This window comes from Limnoglobus sp., from assembly GCF_059499385.1.
In genome coordinates this window covers 131,829-153,930 of record NZ_JCABYM010000081.1, presented here as the reverse complement: position 1 = coordinate 153,930, position 22,102 = coordinate 131,829, and the positions used below count along the sequence as shown (strand labels likewise).

The following is a 22,102-nucleotide window of genomic DNA, read 5'->3' as shown; positions in this document are numbered from 1 at the left end:
GTAATGGCCACCGACCCGATTCGCGTCCTCGTCATCGACGACGACAAGAACTTTGCCCAGACGATCGCCGAGAGCCTGACCCGCAAGGGGCACGCCGTCACCGTCGCGAACAGCGGGGCGGCCGGCAGCCAGAAGGTCGAGGGCGGCGACTTCGAGGTTATCCTCACAGACCTCAAGATGGCCGACGTGGACGGCCTGAGCATCGTCAAGCTCGTCCGCGAGAAGCTGCCGGACGCGCAGGTGTACGTCATCACCGGGCAGGGGGACGTGAAGACCGCGGTGGAGGCGATGAAACTCGGGGCGGAACACTACCTCATCAAGGACAAGATCATCCTCGACGAGATTCGGGCCATCGTCGAGAAGTCGGCCGAGCGGGTCCGGCTGGCCGTCGCCAACCGCGACCTGCGGCGGCAACTCGACGAGAAGTTCGGCTTTGAAGGATTGATCGGCAACGGCCGGGCGATGCAGGACGTGCTGCGGAAGCTGAAGGCGTTCGCCCCGTCGTCCGCGACCGTCCTCGTGCTCGGCGAGAACGGCACGGGCAAGGAACTCGTTGCGAAGGCGCTGCACACGAACAGCCCACGGAAGAACAAGCCGTTCGTGGCGATGAACTGCGCCGCCCTGAACGAGAACCTGTTGGACGACGAGATGTTCGGTCACGTCCCCGGCGCGTTCACGGACGCGAAGGGCGAACGCAAGGGCCGGTTCGAGTACGCGAACGGCGGCACGCTGTTCCTGGACGAGATCGGCGACATGCCGCTGAACCTCCAGGCGAAGCTGCTCCGCACGCTGGAGAACGGCGAGGTCACGCGGATCGGGGCAAACGCCTCGATCAAGGTGGACGTGCGGCTCGTCGCGGCGACGAACAAAGATTTGGACGTGATGGTGAAGGACGGCAAGTTCCGGCTCGACCTGCTGCACCGGCTGAAGGTTGCGGTCGTCCGACTGCCCCCGCTGCGGGACCGGAAGGAAGACCTGCCGCTGTTGCTCGAACACTTCCTGAAGGAACTGGCGGCGAAGCACAACGTCCCCGTGCCGAAGGTGGCCGAGGGCGTGCGGCGGGCGTTCGCCGCGGCCCCGTGGCCGGGCAACGTCCGGGAGCTGCGAAACACGCTGGAGAGCATGTTGCTGCTCGACTCGGACGGCGTGCTGAACACGGACGACCTGCCGGACGAGGCGGGTTTCGCGGCGAGCGCCCCGCCGGCCGGCGGCGGGCCGGACGCGCTGCTCGGCCGGCCGTTGCACGAGATCGAGCGGTACTACACGGAGAAGGTGCTGGAGATGACCGGCGGCAACCGCGAGGAGGCGTCCCGGATTCTGCAGATCGGCGAGCGGACGCTGTACCGCAACCTCCAGAAGTGGAAGAGCGACGAATAGTAGTAGGCACACTCCGTGTGCCGTCTCCTATCGGCCGCAGCGACTCGGGCGAACTCCCCGCGGCGCTCAACAGACGGCACACGGAGTGTGCCTACTACTATGTTTGCCGCCGACACCCCTTTTGAGCCTCTGATGTCTCGCATCCAACTGTTGCCGCCCGACGTGGTGACGAAGATCGCCGCCGGCGAGGTGATCGAGCGGCCGGCGAGCGCGGTCAAGGAACTCGTCGAGAACAGCATCGACGCCGGCGCGACCCGCATCGACATCGAGCTGGAGCAGGGCGGCACGGAACTCATTCGCGTCGTGGACAACGGCCACGGCATCCATGCCGCCGACCTGCCGCTCGCGTTCGCCGCCCACGCGACGAGCAAGCTCCGCACGGCCGACGACCTGTTCCGTGTGCTCACGAAAGGCTTCCGCGGCGAGGCGCTCGCCTCCGTCGGCGGCGTAGCGAAGGTCCTTCTCCAGTCCCGGCGGCCCGATGAGCCGCACGGGGCGGAGGTCCGGTGCGACGGCGGCGTCCTCGGCGACGTGCGGCCGTGGGGCGGGTCGCCGGGCACGCGGGTCGAGGTCCGACACCTGTTCCATAGCGTCCCGGCCCGGCGGAAGTTCCTCAAGAGCGTGGCGACGGAACTCGGCCGCACGACCGACATCGTCGAGTGGCTGGCGCTCTCGCACCCCGGCCTGCACATCACCCTGCGGCACAACGGCAAGCTCGTCTACGACATCCCGGCGTCCGCGAGTTTCACCGACCGCGTCGGGTTGTTCTTCGGCAAGGAGGTCCGCGACGGGCTGTACGAACTCGACTCCGGCCCGGCCGACCGCGACGGCCTGCGGCTGGCCGGGTGGATCGGCGACCCGGCCATCGACCGCGGCAACGCGAAGCTGCAGTTCCTGTTCGTGAACGGCCGGTGGTTCCGCGACCGCAGCCTCGCCTACGCGGTCCAGGAGGGCTACCGCGGCCTGCTCATGACCGGCCGCTACCCGGTCGCGTTCCTATTCCTGACCGTGCCGCCGGACCAGGTGGACGTGAACGCCCACCCGACGAAGGCCGAGGTCCGGTTCCGCGAGAACTCGCTGCTGTTCTCGCTCATCCGGGCGACGGTCAAGAACCGGTTGCTGAAGGAAAACCTCGTGCCCCGGTTGGAGGTCACCGAACAACCGCCGCCACCCGCCACGCCCGCGCCGGACCTGTTCTCGCCGCGACGCGAACTGGCGGAACGCACAGTTGCCCCGTGGGAGGCCCTGCCCCCGTCGGACTTGCCGGTCAAGGCGTCCGCGCCGCTCGACGCGCTGTTCAGCCTGCCGCCGTCGGCGCTCACCAACCCGCCGGAGGTCGCGGCCCGCCCCGAAGCTCCGCCCGCGGTCGTGCGGCCGCCGGTGGCCCCGCTCCAGGGGTTCCCGTTGACGGCGAACGGCACGGCGTTGCAGCTCCACAACGCTTACATCGTGCTGGAGACGCCGGACGGGATGCTCGTCATCGACCAGCACGCGCTGCACGAGCGCATCCTGTTCGAGCAACTCCGGCAGCGCGTCCGCGACGGCAAGCTGGAGGTGCAACGGCTGCTCATCCCGGAGCCGATCGACCTACCCGCGAATCAGGTGGTAGCGGTGTTGGAAGCGAAGGACGCGCTCGCGGAACTGGGCCTGGACGTGGGCGAGTTCGGCGGGAACACGGTCATCCTGTCGAGCTACCCGACGCTGCTTTCGCGGCGGCCCCCGCACGAGATTCTGCGTGGCGTGATCGACTACCTGGTGACGAAGGAGACGCTGCCGCCGAAGGAAGTGATGCTCGACCACCTGCTCGCGACGATGGCGTGCAAGGCGGCGGTGAAGGCGGGCGACCCGCTGACGGCGGACGAGATCGCGTACCTGTTAAAGCTGAGGGCGATGGCGGAAGACTCGCACCACTGCCCGCACGGGCGGCCGACCTCGCTGCTATTCAGCCGTCAGGACTTGGACCGACAATTCCGACGGATTTGAGGTTTTCACCCCGAAGGGGTGCGAGTACATAGCCCAGGGCAACGCCCTGGGCGCGGGGTCGGGCGTGTCTGCAACCACCTGAGCGCGCCCAGGGCGTTGCCCAGGGCTAAGCGCTCGCAGGCTTTCAGCCTGCGGGGTGGTTGCGGTCCCCACCCAGGGCGGCGGGGGCTTTGCCCCCTTGCCCTGGGCTAGGTTCTCCCACCCCTTCGGGGTGAAAACGAAACCGGACGCGGTCCGGCCCGATTACCCCCACGTCACCAGGCCCGGCTCGAACGAGTGGTTCAGGTTCGGGTGCTTCGGCAGTACGCGGACGCTGAACCCGAACTGCCCGCTCGCGGCGCACGGGACGACGCCGGCGAACGTCACCCGGCCGTGTTCGTGGCTGCCGTTCGGCGACAGCACGAACGGCCGCGGCTCCTGCACCTCGCCCATCGCGTCGATGAGGCCGTAGCAGAGTTGCACCTCCACGTCCTTCGGCGGGACGTTGCCGAGGTGGACTTTCACCTTCACCGGGAAGCTCGACCCGACGCGGAGCAGGTCGCCGTTCGGGGCCTCCACCGCCTCGACGCGGATGTCCCGCCACCCGTCGCCGAGCTGCCGCCGCCAGTCGGCCAACTCCTTCGCGCTCCGGAGGTGGTCCGCCGACAGCGTCGCGAACCGCCGGTGGCTCGGGATGTACGCCTTCTCCGTGTACTCCTCCACCATCCGGTTCGTGTTGAACACCGGCACGAGCGTGGAGATCGACTTCTTCATTCGCTTGATCCACTGCCGCGGCAGCCCGTCCGCCCCGCGGGTGTAGAACATCGGCAGCACTTCCTTCTCCAGCAGCTCGTACAGCGCCCGGCTCTCCACCTCGTCCTGGTAGTGCGTGTTGTCCGCGTACTCCTCGCCGGACCCGATGGCCCACCCGTTCTCGCCGTCGTACCCCTCGCACCACCACCCGTCGAGGATGCTCAGGTTCAGCCCGCCGTTGACGCACACCTTCATCCCGCTCGTGCCGCTCGCCTCCAGCGGCCGCCGCGGGTTGTTCAGCCACACGTCCACGCCCTGCACCAGGTGGCGGGCGACGTTCATCTCGTAGTCCTCGATGAACACGACCCGGCGGCGGAACTCGTCCCGCTTCGCGTACTGGACGACGCGGGAGATGAGTTCCTTCCCGCCGTTGTCCTTCGGGTGGGCCTTGCCGGAGTAGATGAACTGGATCGGCCGCTGGGTGTTGTTGATCAACTCCAGCATCCGGTCGATGTCGCGGAAGATCAGGTCGCCCCGCTTGTACGTGGCGAACCGCCGGGCGAACCCGATGGTCAGCGCCTCGGGGTCCAGCACCTCGTCGGCCCGGTCGATCTCCGCCTGCGGCGCGCCGCGGCGCTTCAGCTGCGCCTTCAGCCGGGCGCGGGTGAGCGCGATCAGCCGCTCGCGGCACCGCTCGTGCGTCCGCCAGAGTTCCGCGTCCGGGATCGACTCGACCCGCTTCCAGATGGCGAAGTTCGTCGGCTCCTCCTCCCAATGGACGCCGATGTACCGGTCGAACAGTTGGGCCAGTTCCGGGGCGAGCCAGCTCTGTGTGTGGACGCCGTTGGTGATCGACGTGATCGGAACTTCCCCCACGGGAAGCGTCGGCCAGATGCCGTTCCACATCTTGCGGGAGACAACGCCGTGCAGGGCGCTGACGCCGTTCGACGTGTTCGCGAGCTTGATCGCCAGCACCGTCATGCTGAACGGCTCGCCCTGGTTGTGCGGCTCGATCCGGCCGAGGGCGAAGAACTGGTTGCGGTCGATCCCGAGCTTCTGGACGTAGCCGCCGAAGTACTGGTCGATCATCTCCGGCGGGAAGGCGTCGTTCCCGGCCGGGACCGGGGTGTGCGTGGTGAAGCACGTCCCGGCCTTCACCGCCTCGGCGGCGACGGCGAAGTTGAGCTTGTGCTCCTCCATCAGCACGCGGATGCGCTCGAGGCTCACGAACGCGGCGTGCCCCTCGTTCATGTGGCAGATCGTCGGCTTCTGGCCGATGGCCGTCAGCGCGCGGATGCCGCCGATGCCGAGGATGATCTCCTGCTGAATCCGGGTGTGCGTGTCGCCGCCGTAGAGCTGTGCGGTGATCGCCCGGTCTTCCGGCCGGTTCTGCGGGATGTTCGCGTCCAGCAGGTACAGCGGCACGCGGCCGACCTGGACCTTCCAGATGCGGAGATGCACGTCCCGGCCCGGCAGCGGGGCCGACACGATGATCGGCTGGCCGTCCGCGCCGACCTCGGGGATCAGCGGCAGGGTGAAGAAGTCGTTCTCCGGGTAGCGCTCTTGCTGCCAGCCGTCCACGTTCAGGTACTGCCGGAAGTACCCCTCGCGGTACATCAGCGTCACGCCGACGAGCGGCAGGCCGAGGTCGCTAGCGCTCTTCAAGTGGTCGCCGGCGAGGACGCCGAGGCCGCCGGAGTAGACGGGCACGCTCTCGTGGATGCCGAACTCCGCGGAGAAGTACGCGATCTTGGCATCAGCCTCGTTCTTGAACGTCTGGCCGAACCACGTCGGGGCCTTCATGTAGTGGTCGAGCGCCTCCGTCACGCGGTCGAGGTGGGCCAGGAACCCGTCGTCCTCGGCGAGTTCCTCGAACCGCTTCTGTTCGAGCGTGGTGAGCAGCCGGATCGGGCTGTGGTCGAGGGCTTCGAACAGGTCCGGGTTGATCCGTCGGAACAGGCTGACGGCGTCGGCGTTCCAGCACCACCAGAGGTTAGTCGCGAGCGTTTGCAGCGGCTTCAGGCGGTCCGGGATGCTCGGCAGGACGGTGTACGTGCGGATCGAGCGGACGGGCATGAATTTCCCTCACATCGCATAGAAAACGGCGACACCGCGGCCCGTGGAGTCGCGGTGCACTGCGGAACACAGGGGAGAGCTGCACGGCCGTAGTTTAGGGGAAGTGGGAAGGGCTTTCAATTCCGACATTTTCGTCCGAACGAACCGGGGTTGACACGTGTAATCATCGTGCCGGACATGCCGCGGCCGACAGGAACGCCTCGAACAACCGCCGCATCACCGGCTGCGTCTCGACCAGCTCTTCCGGATGCCACTGCACGCCGAGGACGAACGCGCCGGGCGGCCCCTCGATCGCCTCGACGATGCCGTCCGGGGCGAACGCCGTCGCCGTGAGGCCCGCGCCGAGGTCTTTCACGGCCTGGTGATGGATGCTGTTCACCGGCACGACGGCGGAGCCGAGGATGTCGGCCAGCCGCGTCCCGGCCTTCACGGTCACGTCGTGCGGCGAGAACGTCCGGTCGAGGTAGTTCTGGGCAATCGTGTAGTCGTGCTTGATCGTGGCCGGGACCTGCGCGGCGATGTCCTGGTAGAGCGTGCCCCCGCACGCGACGTTGAGGCTTTGCAGCCCGCGGCAGATGCCGAACACGGGCAGCTTCTCCGCCACCGCCCTCTGCGTGAGCGCGATCTCGACGGCGTCCCGGTCCGGGTCGGTGACGCCGCACTCCGGGCGGGCGGGTTCCCCGTACCGACCGGGCGAGAGGTCCGCGCCGCCGGCGAGGAACAGGCCGTCGAGCCGGGCGAAGATTTCGTCCAGCGTGTCGGCGTCATGGGCCAACAGCGGGATGAGCCACGGGATCGCGCCGAACGACCGCAACACCTCAACGTACCGCTGGCTCATGAGCCAGGACGCCGGCCGCTCGCCGGGGATCGCGGGTTGCGTCTGCGTCACGATGCCGATGACGGGCCGGGTCGCCATGCGAGGGGTCTCCACGGTCATTATGGCCGAACGGCGTACAGCGCGGCGGTTTTTCCGCGGGCCACCTCGGCCCACCGGCCGGACGCCCGGAGGTGTTCCTCCAGTGGGTTTGGGCCGCCGCTCGCGATCAGTGCGCGTGTGAACCCGTACCGCCGCTGCCAGTCGTCGAACCGCTCGGGGTGTTCCGTGATCGTCTCGACGTAGTTCGCCAGCCAGTCGTCGCCGCAGAGTTCAAACCGGTCGTCGCCGAAGTTCTTGAGCGTCGGGGCGAAGTAGATGACGAACCCGCCGAAGTTCACGTCGTTGTAGATCGGCGTCCCAGGCGGCACGCTCTGGGCGTAGGCTTGCAGCGGTCCCACCATGTCCATCGGCATCGCCGGCGAGTCGAGTTTCGCCCACCCGCGGCCGACGACGGGCACGGCCACGCGGTTGGCTTGCAGGACCAGCGCGACGGTCACAAGCAGCCCCGGAATCGTCGCGTCCCGCCACGCCAGCCGCGGGAGCGGCACGGCCGGGTCGCGCGTCAGGGAATCGCCGGTCTTACTCAGGAAGCGGAACCACGCCGTGTGCGGCCAGATGTCGGCGATGACGACGGCCCCGACGACGACGAACAGCGGCCCGTGGCGGATTCCCTTCAATGAAAGCGCGAGCCAGACCGCCGGCAGCAGCCACGTCAACCGCCATTGCCGCCAGCTCGCGGAGAGCAGCATCGTGAAGTAGAAGGCTGCGAACGCGAGGACCGCGCGATCCCCTTCGCGGGACCAGTCGAGCGGGCTGTGTTCCGAGACGTACCGCGACATCGTCGGCGACCCGACGATGCGGAACCACGTCCGCTGGAGTTCCGAGCCGATCGGGTTCACGAACATCGTCGCGGCGGTGAGAACGACGACGACCGCCAGCGAACCGGCCGACTTCCACGATTGGACCGGCGACTCCTTCTTCAGAAGGAACAGCGCGACCCAGCCGGCCGCGGCGAGGCCGAGCGTGAACACGCCGCCGAGCATCCCGCCGTGGATGTTGGTCCAAACGACGTGCAACGGGATCAGCCACGCGAGCCGCCGCAGGCCGATTCGCCCGCGGTCGAACGCCACGAGGACCGCGGCGACAACGGCCATGAGCAAAATCGTGACGAGGTGCGGCCGGACGTAGAAGTGGAACCCGGCCGCGACCATCGCGAACCCGGCGACGGCCGCCGCCAGCGGCCACCCCATGCCGTTCGCCCGCAAAAATCGGAAGACGCCCGTGAAGAGCAGGGCGGTCATCACGGCGAAACCCAGCAGGAGCGTGTCGAACCCGCCGATGCCGTGCGCCAGGGCCATGAGGCACTCGCCGCCCCACTGTTGGGGAATCCACGTTTGCCCGGCGAACGTGAACGTGAACGGGTCGGTCCGCATGATGCCGTCGCGGAAGATCAGCTCGCCGACCCGGACGTGCCAGAGCGTGCCGGGGTCGGCCAGGCCGCGGGCGCGGAATACGACCGCGTTCGCGACCCACGCGAAGAGGAAGAACAACACTTCGGCCGAGAGGAAGCGACGCACGACGGACTCCGCGAGTGTTGGGAGAGTAAATCACGACCGGAGGTATGTACAAGGTCGAAGCGCCCGACTTCCGAAGTCCGGTTTCGACTTCGGAAGTCGAACGCCGCGGTCGCCTTCGCCGGGTCCGCAACCGCCCCCCCGATCCCTCGACTTCCGAAGTCGAAGCCGGACTTCGGAAGTCGGGTTGACCGGCCGGCGGCGGGCGTTCTACCATCGTCCTCTCCCGGCCCGATGCAAGGATGCTCACCGATGCCGACGATCAACAAACGCTTCCTCTTCCAGCTCGTCCTCGTCCTCGCGGTGGTGGCGGGGGTCATCGCCGGGGTCCACACGATCCAGGCCGGCCGCATCCCGGACGCGCTGAAGCGGCAGGCCGAGCGGGCGGCGGACGCGAACAAGCCGGACGCCGCCGTCCGCTACCTGCGGCAGTACCTCGAATTCCGCCCGAACGACGTGGACGTGCAGGAGAAGCTCGCGACGCTGCTGCGGGCACGCTCCGGCGACACGGCCCGGTCCGAGCTGGTGTTCCTGTACGACAAAATCCTCCGCAGCGACCCGGCGCGGCAGGCCGTGCGGCGGGAGGCGGTCGTCGCGTGCCTGCAACTCCGGCGGAACACGGACGCGGCGACGCACGCGGAGGCGTACCTGAAGGACGCCCCGACCGACGCGACGGTGTGGCGCTACCTCGCGCGGGCGCAGGTCGGCCAGCGGCAGTTCCCGGAGGCGCGGAAGAGCTTCGAGAAGGCCATCGAAGTCGCGCCGACCGAACTGGCGGGCTACCAGCTGCTCGGCGAGTTCCTCTGGCTCGACCTGGAAAAAGCCGCGGACGCGAAGCCCGTGTACGACCGGATGGTCGCCGCCCTGCCGACGAACGCGGAGGCGTACCTGGCGCGGGCGAAGTTCCTCATCCGGTCCGCCGAGGCGGCCGCCGCCATCCCGGCCGCGAAGGACGACCCGGCGCTCGCGGACTTGAGCACCGCTCTCACCCTCGCCCCGGAGAACGCGGAGGCGGCCGTGTTGAAGGGCGAGCGGCTGCAACGCCACCGCGACGCGATCGCGGCCCGCGGGGCGTTCCTCGACGGGTTGAAGCACCACCCGGACGACGAGAACCTGCTCCGCAGCCTCGCGTGGCTGGAGGTGCATCGCGGCAACCTGCCGGGGGCGATTCAGGTCCTCGAAGACGCGGTCGAAAAGGCGAAGGACGGGATGAACATCATTGTGCCGCTCGCGGACCTGCTGCTGCAATCCGGCGACGGGTCGCGGACGGACGAGATCATCACGAAGCTCGAACGCCGCCGCGGGAAGAACGTGAAGGCCCGCGCCGACTACCTCCGCGGCCGGCTCGCGATGCACCGGCAGAAATGGTCGGACGCGGTCGCCGTGTTCACGGCATTGCGGGCCGAGGCGGTCGAGTTGCCGGCGCTCGAGACGCAGGCGAACCTCTTGCTCGCGGGCTGCCACGAGCAGCTCGGCGACCTGGCGAAGGCGATCGAGTGCTACCAGCTCGTGACGATGAAGGAGCCGGGGAACCTGACCGCCCGCGTCGCGCTCGCGCAGGCGCACCTCGCCGCCGGGCAGTCCGCGGAGGCGGCGAAGGAGTACGAGCAGGCCGCCGCAAACCCGGCCGCCACGCCGCGGGTGATGGACGCGTTCGTGCAGTTGAAGGCGCTACGGCTCGCGGCCGCGAACGCCTCCGACGAGGCGTGGCGGGAACTGGAGAAGACGGTCCTCGACCTAGCGAACCGGCTCGGCCCGAAGACGGCCGACGGCGGGCTGCTCGTCGGCGACTTCGCCCGCACGGCCGGGAAGCCGAAGGTCGCGCTCGACGTACTGCAGAAGACCGTCACCCGCCACCCGAACGACGGGCGGGCGTGGGTGAAGTTCGCCGAGGTCGTCGCGGACACGAACGGCGTCGCGGCCGGGCTGCGGGTGCTCGACGAGGCGCAAGGGCTGCTCGGCGACACCGCCGACTTGCGGCTGGCCCGTGCGGAACTGTACGCCCGCGACCCGGCCCGGCTGCGGCCGCTGACGAACCTCGAAACGCAAACCGACGCCTGGTCCGAGGACGAACAAACGCGGCTGCTCTACGGCCTCATCGACCTGAACGACCGCGTCGGCGACGCGGCGGCGGTCATTCACCTCTACAAGAAGGTAGCCGCCCGCCGGCCGCGGGACGCGGCGGTGTGGCTGACGCTTTGCGACCGCGGCTGGGCCGCCGGCGACGCCGCGACGGCGAAGGAAGCCGCCGCGATGCTCGCGAACCTCGACGCGAAGCCGGCCGAGGCCGCCGCCCTCTGCGCGGCCTGGCAGGAACTGGCCGGCGGCGCGAAAGGCGAGGCCGCGAAGGCCACGTTCGGCGACAAGCCGACCCGCGCCGACGCCTGCGTCGTGCTGGCCCGGCAGTTCGACCGCGACAAGCAGCCCGACCGGGCGGGGGAACTCTTCGGTCGGGCCGTGCGGCTCGGCTACCTCGAGTACGAACCGGCGAAGGCCTACCTCGCGCACCTAGCCACCCGCGGGACCGACGCGGACCTCCAGCGGTACGTCGTGCAACTGGCGACCGACCCGCGGTGGGCCGGCGAGCCGTTCCTGCGGGCCGTCCGCGGCGCGACGCTGGCCGTGAAGGACGCGGACCGGCTGCTCGCCGCGTGCCGGCGGCACGTCGAGCGACTGCCCGGCGGCACCGGCTGGCTCGCGGACCTGTACACGTCCCTCGGCCGCACCCGCGAGGCGCTCGCGCTGTGCGAACGGGTCGTCGCGACGCCGACGGCGACGGCCGACGACTGGCTGCGGTACGCCCTCCGCAAGGCGGAGGCGGGCGGCCGCGACGCCGGCGTCACCGTCGTGATGGCCGCGAAGCCGCGGCTCTCGCCGCCGGCGTTCGCCGCCCTCGCGGTCGCGTTCACCGAGTCCCGCGTCGGCCAGGGGGCGGTCATCTCGGTCGCCCCCCGCGCGTTCGCCGACGCCCGGCTGTCGATCCTGCTCGCCCAACTCGACCGCGAGAAAGCCGTGCGGATGCTAGAAGCGTTCCTGAAAGAAAAGGCTGACGCGAAGGCCGACACGACCTGGGGCCGGCGGAAGCTCGCGATGCTGCTCACCGTGCGGGGCGAGCCGGCCGACCGCAAGCGGGCGTTCGAGCTGCTCGCCGAGGACGCCGGCGACACGGCGGACGAGAAGCGGACGACGGCGGCCGTCCTCGCGTCGCTGTACCGCTTCCTCGACGGCCCGGACCGCGCCGCCGTGGTGACGAAGGCGACCGACCTGCTCGAAGACCTGACCGCGACCGCGGCGAAGAACCCCCGCGATTCGCTCGCCCTCGGCCAACTTTACCAGGCGGCCGGCCGCACCGCGGACGCCGTGCAGGTCGTTCAGAAGCTGCTGAACGAGAACCCAGACAACGTCGAGTTCCTTCTCGCCGCCCTGACGATCCTGGCCGACTCGAACAAGCGGGACGCGGCAAAGCCGTTCGCGGACCGGCTGCTCGCCGTCGCCCCGACCGACTACCGGTCGCTCGCCGCCGTCGCCCGGTACGCGTGCGAGGGCGGCGACGCGGACCGGGCCGTCCAACTGGCCGAGCGGTACGAGCGGACGGCCGACCCGACCGTCGGCGACCAGAACTACAAGACGATGCGGGCCGCGGAACTGCTCGACCAGCTCGCCCGGCTGCCCGGCGTCGCGAAGACGCCGAACGCCGCGAAGCTCGTCGATGTTGCCGTGGCTAAGTACGAGTCGATCCTGCACGCCCGGCCGGAACAACTCACGGCCGTCGCCGCCGCCCTCGCGGCCGACGGGCGGCTGCCGCAGGCGTTCGCGGCCATCGACAAGCACGACAAGGTGGTCCCGATCCGGTTCGTGGCGCTCGCCGGCGTGGCCGCGTTCCGCGCCGGCGGCGTCCTCGATGCGCAGAAGCCGAACGTCCGGACGTGGCTCGACGCGGCCGTCGCGAAGGAGCCGGCGTCCGTCCAACTGCGGCTCGCGGAGGCCGAGTACCTGACGCTCGTGAACGACCTGCCGGCCGCCGAGCGGGCCTACGAGGCGGTGCTGAAGCAGGACCCGCGGAACCTCGTCGCGCTCAACAACCTCGCGTGGATTCTCGCCCCGCGGGCCGACGCGGCGGACCGCGCGAAGACGCTGCTCGACCGGGCCGCGAAGGAGTCCGGGCTGACGGCCGAGCTGCTCGACACCCGCGCCCGCATCCACATCGCCGCGGAGAAATACGCCCTCGCCGAGCGCGACGCCGCCGAGGCGCTCAAGCAGGACAAGACGCCGCTGCGGTACTTCCACCTCGCGCTCGCCCAGCGGGGGCAGGAGCCTGGGAAGGGGAAATCGACGTACCAGGAGGCGAAGAAGCGCGGCCTGGACGCGAAGGCCGTCCACCCGCTCGACCGGCCGGTGCTGGCGCAGTTCGAGCGGGGGCAATAGTCGCCGGGGAACTGTGTGATCGGGCGGCTCGCCGTAAGTTGAACACCGGGCCGTCCCGATCCGAAGTCCTCTCCGATTGTGCCCCGCGCGACGTACCCGGATGACCGCACCCGACGAACTCATCGGCCGCTACCACGACCTCCTCGGCCGCGGGCCGCTCGCGGCCGACTCCTGGGCTTGCCTGTCCGACCAACTCGCCCGCCGCGGCCTGTTCTTCGGGCCGCGGCCGCTGTGCAACGTCCTCCGGCCGCGGTTCCTGTCGGCCGAGCAGGACCGCCTCCTCCGGTCCCGCGCCGGCATCCTCGCGACCGCCCTCCGGCGGATGCAGGAAGTCGTCCTGGCCGACCCGGCGATCCGCAAGCGGTTCGGGCTGATGGGGTGGGAGGAAGCCGTCCTCGACATCCCGTCGCGGCTCACCCACCCGTGCCCGATCAGCCGGTTCGACGGGTTCTTTACCGCCGACGGCCGGCTGCGGTTCACCGAGATTAACGCCCAGTCCCCCGCCGGGGCCGGGTTCAACGACGCGCTCGCGGCCGCCTTCCGCGAGCTGCCGGTGATGGCCGAGTTCGCGAAGGAAGTCCCCCTCTCGATCCCCTCTACCCGCGGCGGCACGCTGGCCGCGCTCCGGGCCGCGTTCCAGGACTGGAGCGGCGACGCGGCGGCCGTCCCGGAGCTGGCCATCGTCGATTGGAGCGACGTGCCCACGCGGCCGGACTTCCTGCTGCTCCAGGAGCACTTCCGGAAGGAGGGGCTGCCCACGCGGGTCGTGTCGCCGCTCGACCTCGCGTTCGACGGCGAGAAGCTGACCGCCGACGGCGAAGTCATCACCCTCGTCTACCGCCGCGTCCTGATGGTGGAACTCTACGACCGGTGCGGCTTAACCCACCCGCTCGTCGAGGCGGCAAGGGCCGGGGCCGTGTGCGTCGTGAACCCGCTCGCGTCCCGCGTCATCGGGAAGAAGGCGAGCTTCGCGTTCCTGAGCGACGAGGAGAACGGCGACTGGTTCACGCCCCTCCAGCGGGCCGCCATCCGGGACAACGTCCCGTGGACGCGGTTCGTCGAGGACCGCAAGACGAGCATCGCCGGGCACGCCATCGACCTCATCCCGTTCGTCCTGAAGAACAAGGACCGGCTCGTCCTCAAGCCGAACGACGCCTACGGCGGCCGGGCCGTCGTGCTCGGCTGGACGGCGACGGCCGAGTCCTGGGAAGCCGCGGTCGCGACGGCCCTCGGCGAGCCGTATGTGGTGCAAGAGCGGATCGACCTCCCGACCGAGGACTACCCACTGATTGAAAGCGGCGCGCTGGCGTTCGCCCCGCGGTGGGTAGACACCTGCCCGTTCCTCGGCCCGGACGACGCCGTGTTCGGCTGCCTCACCCGCCTCTCGACCGAGCCGCTGGTGAACGTCACGACCGGCGGCGGGGCGATGGTCCCGACGTTCGTGGTCGGCCAGTAGTTTTCGGCCCGCCCGCGGCTACACCAACCGTATGATCGCGACGTTCGACCGCTCCGGCATCCGCTTCCATTACCCCTCCAACTGGTCCCTCGACGTGGACGAGGACGGCGACGCCTGGACCGCGACCGTTCAGAGTAACGAGTTGGCGTTCCTGCTCGTCAGCCTCCGGCCGGACGCGACCGCGCCGGCCGAGCTGGCCGACGACGCGCTGGCGGCGCTGAAGGAGGAGTACAAGGAGTTGGAAGCCGACCCCGTGGTCGAGGCGTTCAACGGCCGACCGGCGATCGGGCACGACATCGACTTCCTGACCGTGGACACGGCGATCACCTGCCGCACCCGCGCGTTCGACATTGCCGACGGCCCGGTGCTGGTCATGGTGCAATTCAGCGAATACGACCGGGCGAAGAACGAACAAGTCCTAGAGGCGATGTGCGCCTCCATGCAGTTCTCCGACGAGTGAGGATCGTCGGTCCGTTCGCGTCTTGTAGGGCGGGTCAAGGCGTAGGGCCGCCACGCCGGGGGGACCGCAACCAGTTGGAAGAGACGCAAAGGTGTCGGCCGCGCGTCGGCGGGTCGGCGCAACGCCTTGACCCGCCCTACAAGGAGGAATGCCATGCCCGACGACCCGTTCGCGGCGAAGCGGCAGCAGATGCGGGACGAGTTCTTCGACAAGCTCTTCCTCCTGGGCGGGTGGGTCGGCGGGACGGACGCATACAAGCGGACGATGTGGACGGCCGTGCCGGACGTGGCCCTCGCCCGCGGCAGCTACTCGCTGACGTTCCGCAAGCCGCTCCCCGAACCGGGGGCGGACGGGCAGCTCGTCATGGCCGGGCACGAGGCGATGCTCGCCCAGTGGTTCCGCCGCCCGCTCCGCCGCGCCGACATCGAGCTGGCCCGCCGATGGTACTCGCGGCACTCGAACATCAAGGCGTTTCCGGACGAGCTGTGGGACTTCTTGCTCCGCGAACAATCTGGCGACGAGATCACACTCCCGGTAGATATCTGGGGCTTCCCCGGCGGGCAGACGTTCCGCGCCGGCGTGCCGTGCCTCGCGTTCGAGGGGCCGGGCGGGTTCATCTCGTACCTGGAGCCGGCGATGTGCCGGTACTTCGCCCCCGTCATTCAGGCGACGAAGGCCCGGCTGATGAAGCTCGCCACGCCCCGCGACGCGGAGTTCGGGCTGCGGTCCGCCCCGGTCGAGGTGTGCAACCTGATCCTCTTACTCGCGCGATTCGTCGGCGGCGGCGGGCGACTCACGTCCAACGACACCGCGGAATTCATGTACCCGGAATACTTCCAGTCCATCGGCACGATCGGCCACGAGATGATGTGCGCCGCGCAGTCGTTCGACCGCACGCTGGCCGACGCCGAGCACGAGATGATGGAGCGGTTCGTCGCGAAGATGGGCACGGCGTCGCTGCTGTGCGACCTCGTGGACGCGGAGACGGTCGGGCTGGAGAACGCGCTCCGCGTGATCCGCAACCACCCGGAGTCGCAGCGGGTCGGCATCCGGGTGGACAGCGGCGACATCCCGGCCCAGTGCGTGCTCTACTTCCAGAAGATGAAGGAGGCCGGCATCCCGCCGCGGCTGATCGTGTTCGAGGACGAGGTGACGCCGGAGGCCGTGCGGCGGGTGTACGACGTGTTCCGTGCCCGCACCGGCGAGGAGCCGACGATGCTGTTCCCCGGCGCGGGCGGGTACTGGTGGAAGCTCGTCCACCGCGACACCGTGTCCGCCGCGTTCAAGCGGACGGCGACCGGGGGCCGGCCGAACACGAAGTTCAGCAACTCGCCGGGCAAGGAGAGCCTCGCCGGCTACCTGCGGGCCTACGGCGTCGGCGACACGCTGGTCGTCGCGGACGCGTCCGAGGCGATCGACGGCGAGCCGCTGTTCGTAAAGTTGGTGGACCAGGGGCGGATCGTGTATCGTGAAACCTTCGAGGAGCAGGCGGCGCGGGCCGATCGGACGTGGGGCCGGTTCACGCGGACGGAGCTGTCGCCGGTCGTCGGCGAGTACATGCGGACGTTCCGCGAGATGCGGGATCGGGAAGTGTCGGTCAGCACGAAACGGGTCAAGGCGCTTGCGGGGGTGGACTGATGGCACACGGGTTCTTGCGCGTCGCGGCGGCGGTCCCGGACCTGCGGGTCGCCGACTGCCGGTTCAACGCCGAGCGGACGCTCGACCTGCTCCGCCAGGCCGAGGACCGCGGCGTGCGGCTGGCCGTCTTCCCGGAGTGCGGGCTGACCGGGTACACCTGCGGCGACCTGTTCCACCAACCGACGCTCCTGAACTCCGCGGAGGCGGCGCTCGAAACGCTCCTGTCCGCCGCCGACCTCTGCTTCAGCGGCGTCGTCGTCGTCGGGCTGCCGGTCGTCCTCGACGGCATGGTGTTCAACTGCGCCGCCGCCTTCCGCGGCGGGAAGCTGCTCGGCGTCGTGCCGAAGAGCTACCTGCCGAACTACAAGGAGTTCTACGACGCCCGGTACTTCGCCCCGGCCCGCAACGCCGTGTCGAACAGCATCCGCCTCGCCGGTCAGACCGTCCCGTTCGGCACGGACATCCTGTTCCTCTGTGACGCCGACCCGCGGTTCGTCCTCGGCGTCGAGATTTGCGAGGACATGTGGATGACCGTCGCCCCGAGTTCGCTCCAGGCGGTGAACGGCGCGACGGTGCTGGCGAACCTGTCGGCGAGCAACGAGACGATCGGCAAGGCCGCGTACCGGCGGCAGCTCGTCGCCGGGCAGTCGAGCAAGTGTCTGGCCGGGTACGTCTACTCGTCCTGCGGCGTCGGCGAGTCCACGACTGACCTCGTGTTCGGCGGCCACGCCATGGTCGGCGAGAACGGCACCATCCTGGCCGAGTCCACGCGGTTCCAGCGGGCCGGGTCGCTGACCGTCGCGGACCTCGACCTGCAACGGATCGAGCACGACCGGATGTTCGGCAACAGCTTCAACGACTTGCACGCCGACCCGGACCTGAAGCGGACCTACCGCCGTGTGACGTTCGACCTTCCTACGGAGGCGGGTGCGGAGAAGTTGGAGCGGTTCATCGACCCGCACCCGTTCGTGCCGTCCGACCCGTTCACGTTGCGCGACCGCTGCGAGGAAATCTTCCACACACAGGTGGCCGGCCTCGCGAAGCGGCTCGACCACGTCGGCAGGCCGAAGGTCGCCATCGGCGTGTCCGGCGGCCTCGACTCGACGCTCGCTCTCCTAGTTCTGTGCAAGACGTTCGACCTGCTGGAAATTCCTCGCGAAAAGGTGCAGGCGCTGACGATGCCCGGCTTCGGCACGACGAGCCGGACGAAGGGTAACGCCCACACGCTGATGAAAGCGCTGCGGCTGACCCCGAAGGAAGTGGACATCCGCACGATCTGCTTCGACCAGATGAAGGCGCTCGGCCACGCCCCGTTCGGCATCCCGCTCGACCGGGAGACGGTCGAGACGCTGACGGAGAAGCTCCGGCAGCTGCCGCCGGAGGGCCGCAACGACCTGGTGTTCGAGAACGTCCAGGCCCGCGTGCGAACCAGCCTGCTCATGAACACGGCGTTCGTCATCGGGACCGGCGACCTGTCGGAACTCGCGCTCGGGTGGTGTACGTACAACGCCGACCACATGAGCATGTACAACCCGAACGTGTCGATCCCGAAGACGCTCGTGAAGTTCCTCGTCCGGTGGGCGGCCGAGAACGAGTTCGACGGCGACGTGCGGGCCACGCTCCTCGACGTGGTGGCGACGGAGATTTCGCCGGAGCTGCTGCCGACCGCGGCCGACGGGTCGATCGCGCAGTCCACGGAGGGGACGATCGGCCCCTACGAGCTGCACGACTTCTTCCTCTACCACTTCCTGCGGTGGGGGGCGACGCCGGAGAAGCTGTACTACCTTGCAAAGCAGGCGAAGTTCGACCGGTACTACTCCCCGGCCGACGTGCGGCGGTGGCTGGCCGTGTTCTTCCGGCGGTTCTTCGCGAACCAGTTCAAGCGGTCCTGCCTGCCGGACGGCCCGAAGGTCGGCTCCGTGAGCGTGTCGCCCCGCGGCGACTGGCGGATGCCGAGCGACGCCGCGGCGCGGGCGTGGCTCGAAGCGGTCGAGCGAGCGAACTAACTTCTCTCGGAGATGACTCATGACCCGGTTCCTCTTCGCGGCGAGCGTTCTCGTTTCCTGCGCGGCACTCTCTGCGGCCCCGCCGCCGACGTTGCCGAAGCTCGACTTCGACGAGATGAAGGACCCGAAGAAGGCCGCGGCCGCGGCGATGGACCTGGAAGAAGCGTACCCGGCGAAGAAGCGGCCGGAGGCGATCAAGATGCTCGTGGCCATCCTCCGCGGGTCGCAGCTGAACGGGACCGACGGCTGGTTCGGCCCGGCGACGGCCCGGCACTCGTACAAGTGGCTCGCCGAGTTCTGCAAGGCCGACGCGAAGAAGGGCATCAAGCGTTCTGCCTTCCCCGGCGACGACCTCGGCTTCGCCCGCCTCGACCGCAACAAGGACGGCACGATCACGGAGGCCGACCTCGACTGGTCCAGCGGAAACCCGTGGGTGCAGCAGTCGTTCGTGGTCAACCGCTTCTTCCGCCAAATGAACGCGACCGGCGACGGCCGACTCACGAAGGAGGAGATGGAAAAGTTCTTCGAGAAAGTCTCGAAGGGCAAGGGCCACGTGAATAACGACGACCTGAAGGACCAGCTACTCGCCGGCGTCGGCAGCGTCGGCACGTTCAACCCCGGCGACGAGCCGAAGATCGACGTGCTGCTGAAGGGCCTCTACACCGGCGAGATCGGTTCCATCCACGAGGGGCCGGCCGTCGGCGACGCGGCCCCGGACTTCGAGCTGCCGACGCCGGACGGGACGAAGACGGTCCGCCTCAAGGACCACATCGGCAAGAAGCCTCTCGTCCTGATCCTCGGCAACTTCACCTGCGGCCCGTTCCGCGGGCTGTACGCGGAGATCGAGAACGTCGTCGGCCGCTACCGCGATCGGGCGGAGTTCGTCATGGTCTACGTCCGCGAGGCGCACCCGACGGACGGGTGGGTGATGGACTCGAACGCGAAGGCCGGCGTCGCCATCGCGCAGCCGACGACGAACGCGGAGCGGGCGAAGGTGTGCGACCAGTTCCGGGCGAAGCTGAAGCCGACGATCCCGGTCGTCGTGGACGGCGTGGACGACAAGGTCGGCAACGCCTACAGCGGGATGCCCGGCCGGCTGTACGTGATCGACCCGCAGGGGAAGGTGACGTACAAGAGCGGCCGCGGGCCGTTCGGGTTCCGGGCCGGCGAGATGGAACAGGCGCTCGCGATGACACTCCTGGAAGCCGGGAAGCCGAGGCCGGCCGGAAAGTGACCGACCCATTCCACGCGGCCGGCCGTAGGATGAAGGTACTTCCTCGTGCGGCCGGCCCCGATGATCCAGCAGTTTGAATCCTTCCTCGTTCAGCTCTCGACCTCGCTCGGCGTCGAGCTGCACGAGGTCAACGCCCTCCTCGCGATCACCCTCGTCGGGATCGTGTGCGGGTCCGTCGGGTCGCTCGTCATCGGCAACCGGATGTCGTTCTTCTCGGACGCGATGGCCCACTGCGCGTTCGCCGGCGTCGCCCTCGGGCTGTTGTCCGTCCTCGTCATCGACCCGCTGAACCGCCGCATCGACGACTCGCCGTACCGGTGGCTGGTGCCGGTCGTGATGGTCGGGTTCGGGGCGCTCGTCGGCGTCGGCATCGCGTTCTTCCGCGAGCGGTCGAACCTCGCCGCCGACTCCGTCATCGGCGTGTTCTTCGCGCTGGCCATCGGGTTCGGGGCGATGCTGATCCCCGAAGTCAACAAGCGGGGCCAGCGGTTCGACCCGGAGGCGTTCCTGTTCGGCAGCCCGATGTTCGCGCAGGCCGAGGATCAACTCCTCCTGATCGCGCTCGCCGTGCTGGTCGTCGGGTTCGTGCTGTTCCGGTTCAACTCCGTCGTGTTCGCGAGCTTCAGCCCCAGCCTGGCGCGGTCCCGGCGGGTCGAGGTGCGGTTGAACCACTACCTCTTCGTGCTGCTGCTGTCGCTGGTCGTGAACCTGTCGATCAAGGCGGTCGGCGTGCTCCTCATCAACGCATTGCTCGTCGTCCCGGCGGCGGCGGCGGCGAACTCCGCGAGGAACATGCGGCAACTGTTCGTGACGAGCCTGCTCATCACGCTCGGCTGCGGGTGGGCCGGGTACTTCATCAGCCGGTCGTGGGTGCTGAACCTCGGGGCCGGCCGCGTGTTCGAGTTCCGGACCGGCGGGACGATCATCGTACTGACGGTGTTCTGCTTCTTCGCGACGGCGTTCATCGCCCGCCTCCGCGGCCGGGCCGTGCATGGCGTGAACTGCGATTGTTAAAGTAGTAGGCACACTCCGTGTGCCGTCTGCTGTACGCCGCGGTGCGTTCCTGCGTGTCTCCGCGGCGGGAAGGAAACGGCACACGGAGTGTGCCTACTACTATGGGTCGCCTTGTTCTCCCCGCGCTCGCTTCCGACAATGACCGAACCCGCTAGCCGCCCCCCGCGTACACCCGGTTAGCACGCCGCCGACCCCAACCCCGGATGTGAGCCGTGGTCGATCAGATCCGCGACTTCCTGCTGACGTTCAGTTCGATCCTCTGGGAAGCCATGCCGTTCATCGTCCTCGGGGCGGTCGTCGCGGGGATTCTCGAAGAGCTGCTCCCGCAGCAGTGGATCACGAAGTTCATGCCGGCCAACCCGCTCGCGTCGGCGGCCGTCGGCGGCGTCCTCGGCCTCATCTTCCCGATGTGCGAGTGCGGCATCGTCGTCGTCATGCGGCGGCTCTTGAAGAAGGGGCTGCCGCTGTCCTGCTGCATCGCGTACATGCTCGCCGGGCCGATCCTGAACGTCGTCGTGCTGTTGAGTACCTACTACGCGTTCAAAACGCACGAGATCGACGGGGTGAAGATCGGGTACGACATGGTCATCCTCCGCGGCCTGCTCGGCTTCCTCATCGCGACGACGACCGGCCTCGTCGTCTACGGCCTGTCGAAGCGGACCGGCGTGGCCGCGCTGGTGACGAAGTCCGCCGCCCCGTCGAGTTTGCCGATGGTCGAGGAGGCCGCCGGGCCGGCGAAGTCGAAGTCACTGTTGAAACGGCTGTCGAACATCTCGTCCACGGCCCTGCACGACTTCATGGACATCACCGTCTTCCTAATCCTCGGCGCGATCCTCGCGGCCGTGGCGAAGATGTACCTGCAAGGGGACGTGATCGAGAAAATTTCGCAGGAGCAGCCGTTCGTCGCGATCCCGCTGATGATGGGCGTGGCCGTGCTGATGTGCTTGTGTAGCGAGGCCGACGCGTTCGTGGCGGCCAGCTTCACGAAGATGCACGTCTCGGCGAAGCTCGGGTTCCTCGTCCTCGGCCCGATGCTCGACCTGAAGCTCTTGCTCATGTACACCCGCGTCTTCCGCCTGCGGCTGATCCTCACCATCGTCACCTGTGTTATCATTCAGGTGTTCGCGTGGTGCATGGTGGTCCACTACGCGTACAAGCCGATGACCGGCCACTGGTTCGCGCCCGCGGGGGCCCCGACGCCGACCGCCATCGGCTCGCAGGCGGTCACGGAAACGGTGAAGGACTGACGG

The 22,102-nt window shown here is 68.9% G+C and carries 13 protein-coding genes; 10 read left to right on the top strand and 3 right to left on the bottom strand.

Going from position 1 to position 22,102, the window contains the following annotated elements; all coding sequences use genetic code 11:
- Positions 1-3 precede the first annotated feature (3 nt).
- Positions 4-1,377: a sigma-54-dependent transcriptional regulator gene (locus AC5JJ2_RS15060; protein ID WP_495858829.1), complete on the top strand. Its 1,374-nt coding sequence runs from the start codon at positions 4-6 to the stop codon at positions 1,375-1,377.
- A 132-nt stretch (positions 1,378-1,509) separates the two neighbouring features.
- Positions 1,510-3,360 (top strand): DNA mismatch repair endonuclease MutL, encoded by a 1,851-nt coding sequence (gene mutL / locus AC5JJ2_RS15055; protein WP_495858828.1) that lies wholly within the window; start codon positions 1,510-1,512, stop codon positions 3,358-3,360.
- Between the two features lie 243 nt (positions 3,361-3,603).
- Here mutL and glgP read toward each other — a convergent pair whose 3' ends face one another.
- The 3 genes from glgP to AC5JJ2_RS15040 all read right to left on the bottom strand — a co-directional run bounded on the left by glgP (position 3,604) and on the right by AC5JJ2_RS15040 (position 8,622).
- Entirely contained in the window at positions 3,604-6,168 is a 2,565-nt protein-coding gene (gene glgP, locus AC5JJ2_RS15050) for an alpha-glucan family phosphorylase (protein ID WP_495858827.1), read from the bottom strand.
- A 163-nt stretch (positions 6,169-6,331) separates the two neighbouring features.
- Positions 6,332-7,084 (bottom strand): gamma-glutamyl-gamma-aminobutyrate hydrolase family protein, encoded by a 753-nt coding sequence (locus AC5JJ2_RS15045; RefSeq protein WP_495858826.1) that lies wholly within the window; start codon positions 7,082-7,084, stop codon positions 6,332-6,334.
- A 20-nt stretch (positions 7,085-7,104) separates the two neighbouring features.
- Entirely contained in the window at positions 7,105-8,622 is a 1,518-nt protein-coding gene (locus tag AC5JJ2_RS15040; protein ID WP_495858825.1) for a hypothetical protein, read from the bottom strand.
- A gap of 249 nt (positions 8,623-8,871) precedes the next feature.
- Between AC5JJ2_RS15040 and AC5JJ2_RS15035 the strand changes: the two genes are divergently transcribed.
- The 8 genes from AC5JJ2_RS15035 (at position 8,872) to AC5JJ2_RS15000 (ending at position 22,099) form a co-directional block, all read left to right on the top strand.
- Positions 8,872-13,044, top strand: a complete 4,173-nt coding sequence (locus AC5JJ2_RS15035; protein WP_495858824.1) for a tetratricopeptide repeat protein — start codon at positions 8,872-8,874, stop codon at positions 13,042-13,044.
- Between the two features lie 100 nt (positions 13,045-13,144).
- Complete coding sequence (locus AC5JJ2_RS15030) at positions 13,145-14,500, top strand: circularly permuted type 2 ATP-grasp protein (protein WP_495858823.1); 1,356 nt, start codon at positions 13,145-13,147, stop codon at positions 14,498-14,500.
- A 31-nt stretch (positions 14,501-14,531) separates the two neighbouring features.
- Complete coding sequence (locus tag AC5JJ2_RS15025) at positions 14,532-14,960, top strand: hypothetical protein (RefSeq protein WP_495858822.1); 429 nt, start codon at positions 14,532-14,534, stop codon at positions 14,958-14,960.
- 153 nt (positions 14,961-15,113) lie between these two features.
- Positions 15,114-16,598 carry a hypothetical protein gene (locus AC5JJ2_RS15020; RefSeq protein WP_495858821.1) on the top strand — a complete coding sequence of 495 codons (1,485 nt, stop codon included), beginning with the start codon at positions 15,114-15,116 and terminating at the stop codon, positions 16,596-16,598.
- Complete coding sequence (locus AC5JJ2_RS15015; protein WP_495858820.1) at positions 16,598-18,604, top strand: NAD(+) synthase; 2,007 nt, start codon at positions 16,598-16,600, stop codon at positions 18,602-18,604. The genes AC5JJ2_RS15020 and AC5JJ2_RS15015 overlap by 1 nt, the downstream gene beginning before the upstream one ends.
- A gap of 19 nt (positions 18,605-18,623) precedes the next feature.
- Complete coding sequence (locus AC5JJ2_RS15010) at positions 18,624-19,838, top strand: deiodinase family protein (RefSeq protein WP_495858819.1); 1,215 nt, start codon at positions 18,624-18,626, stop codon at positions 19,836-19,838.
- Between the two features lie 45 nt (positions 19,839-19,883).
- Positions 19,884-20,852 (top strand): metal ABC transporter permease, encoded by a 969-nt coding sequence (locus AC5JJ2_RS15005; RefSeq protein ID WP_495858818.1) that lies wholly within the window; start codon positions 19,884-19,886, stop codon positions 20,850-20,852.
- A gap of 212 nt (positions 20,853-21,064) precedes the next feature.
- Positions 21,065-22,099: a permease gene (locus AC5JJ2_RS15000; protein WP_495858817.1), complete on the top strand. Its 1,035-nt coding sequence runs from the start codon at positions 21,065-21,067 to the stop codon at positions 22,097-22,099.
- Positions 22,100-22,102: the final 3 nt, after the last annotated feature.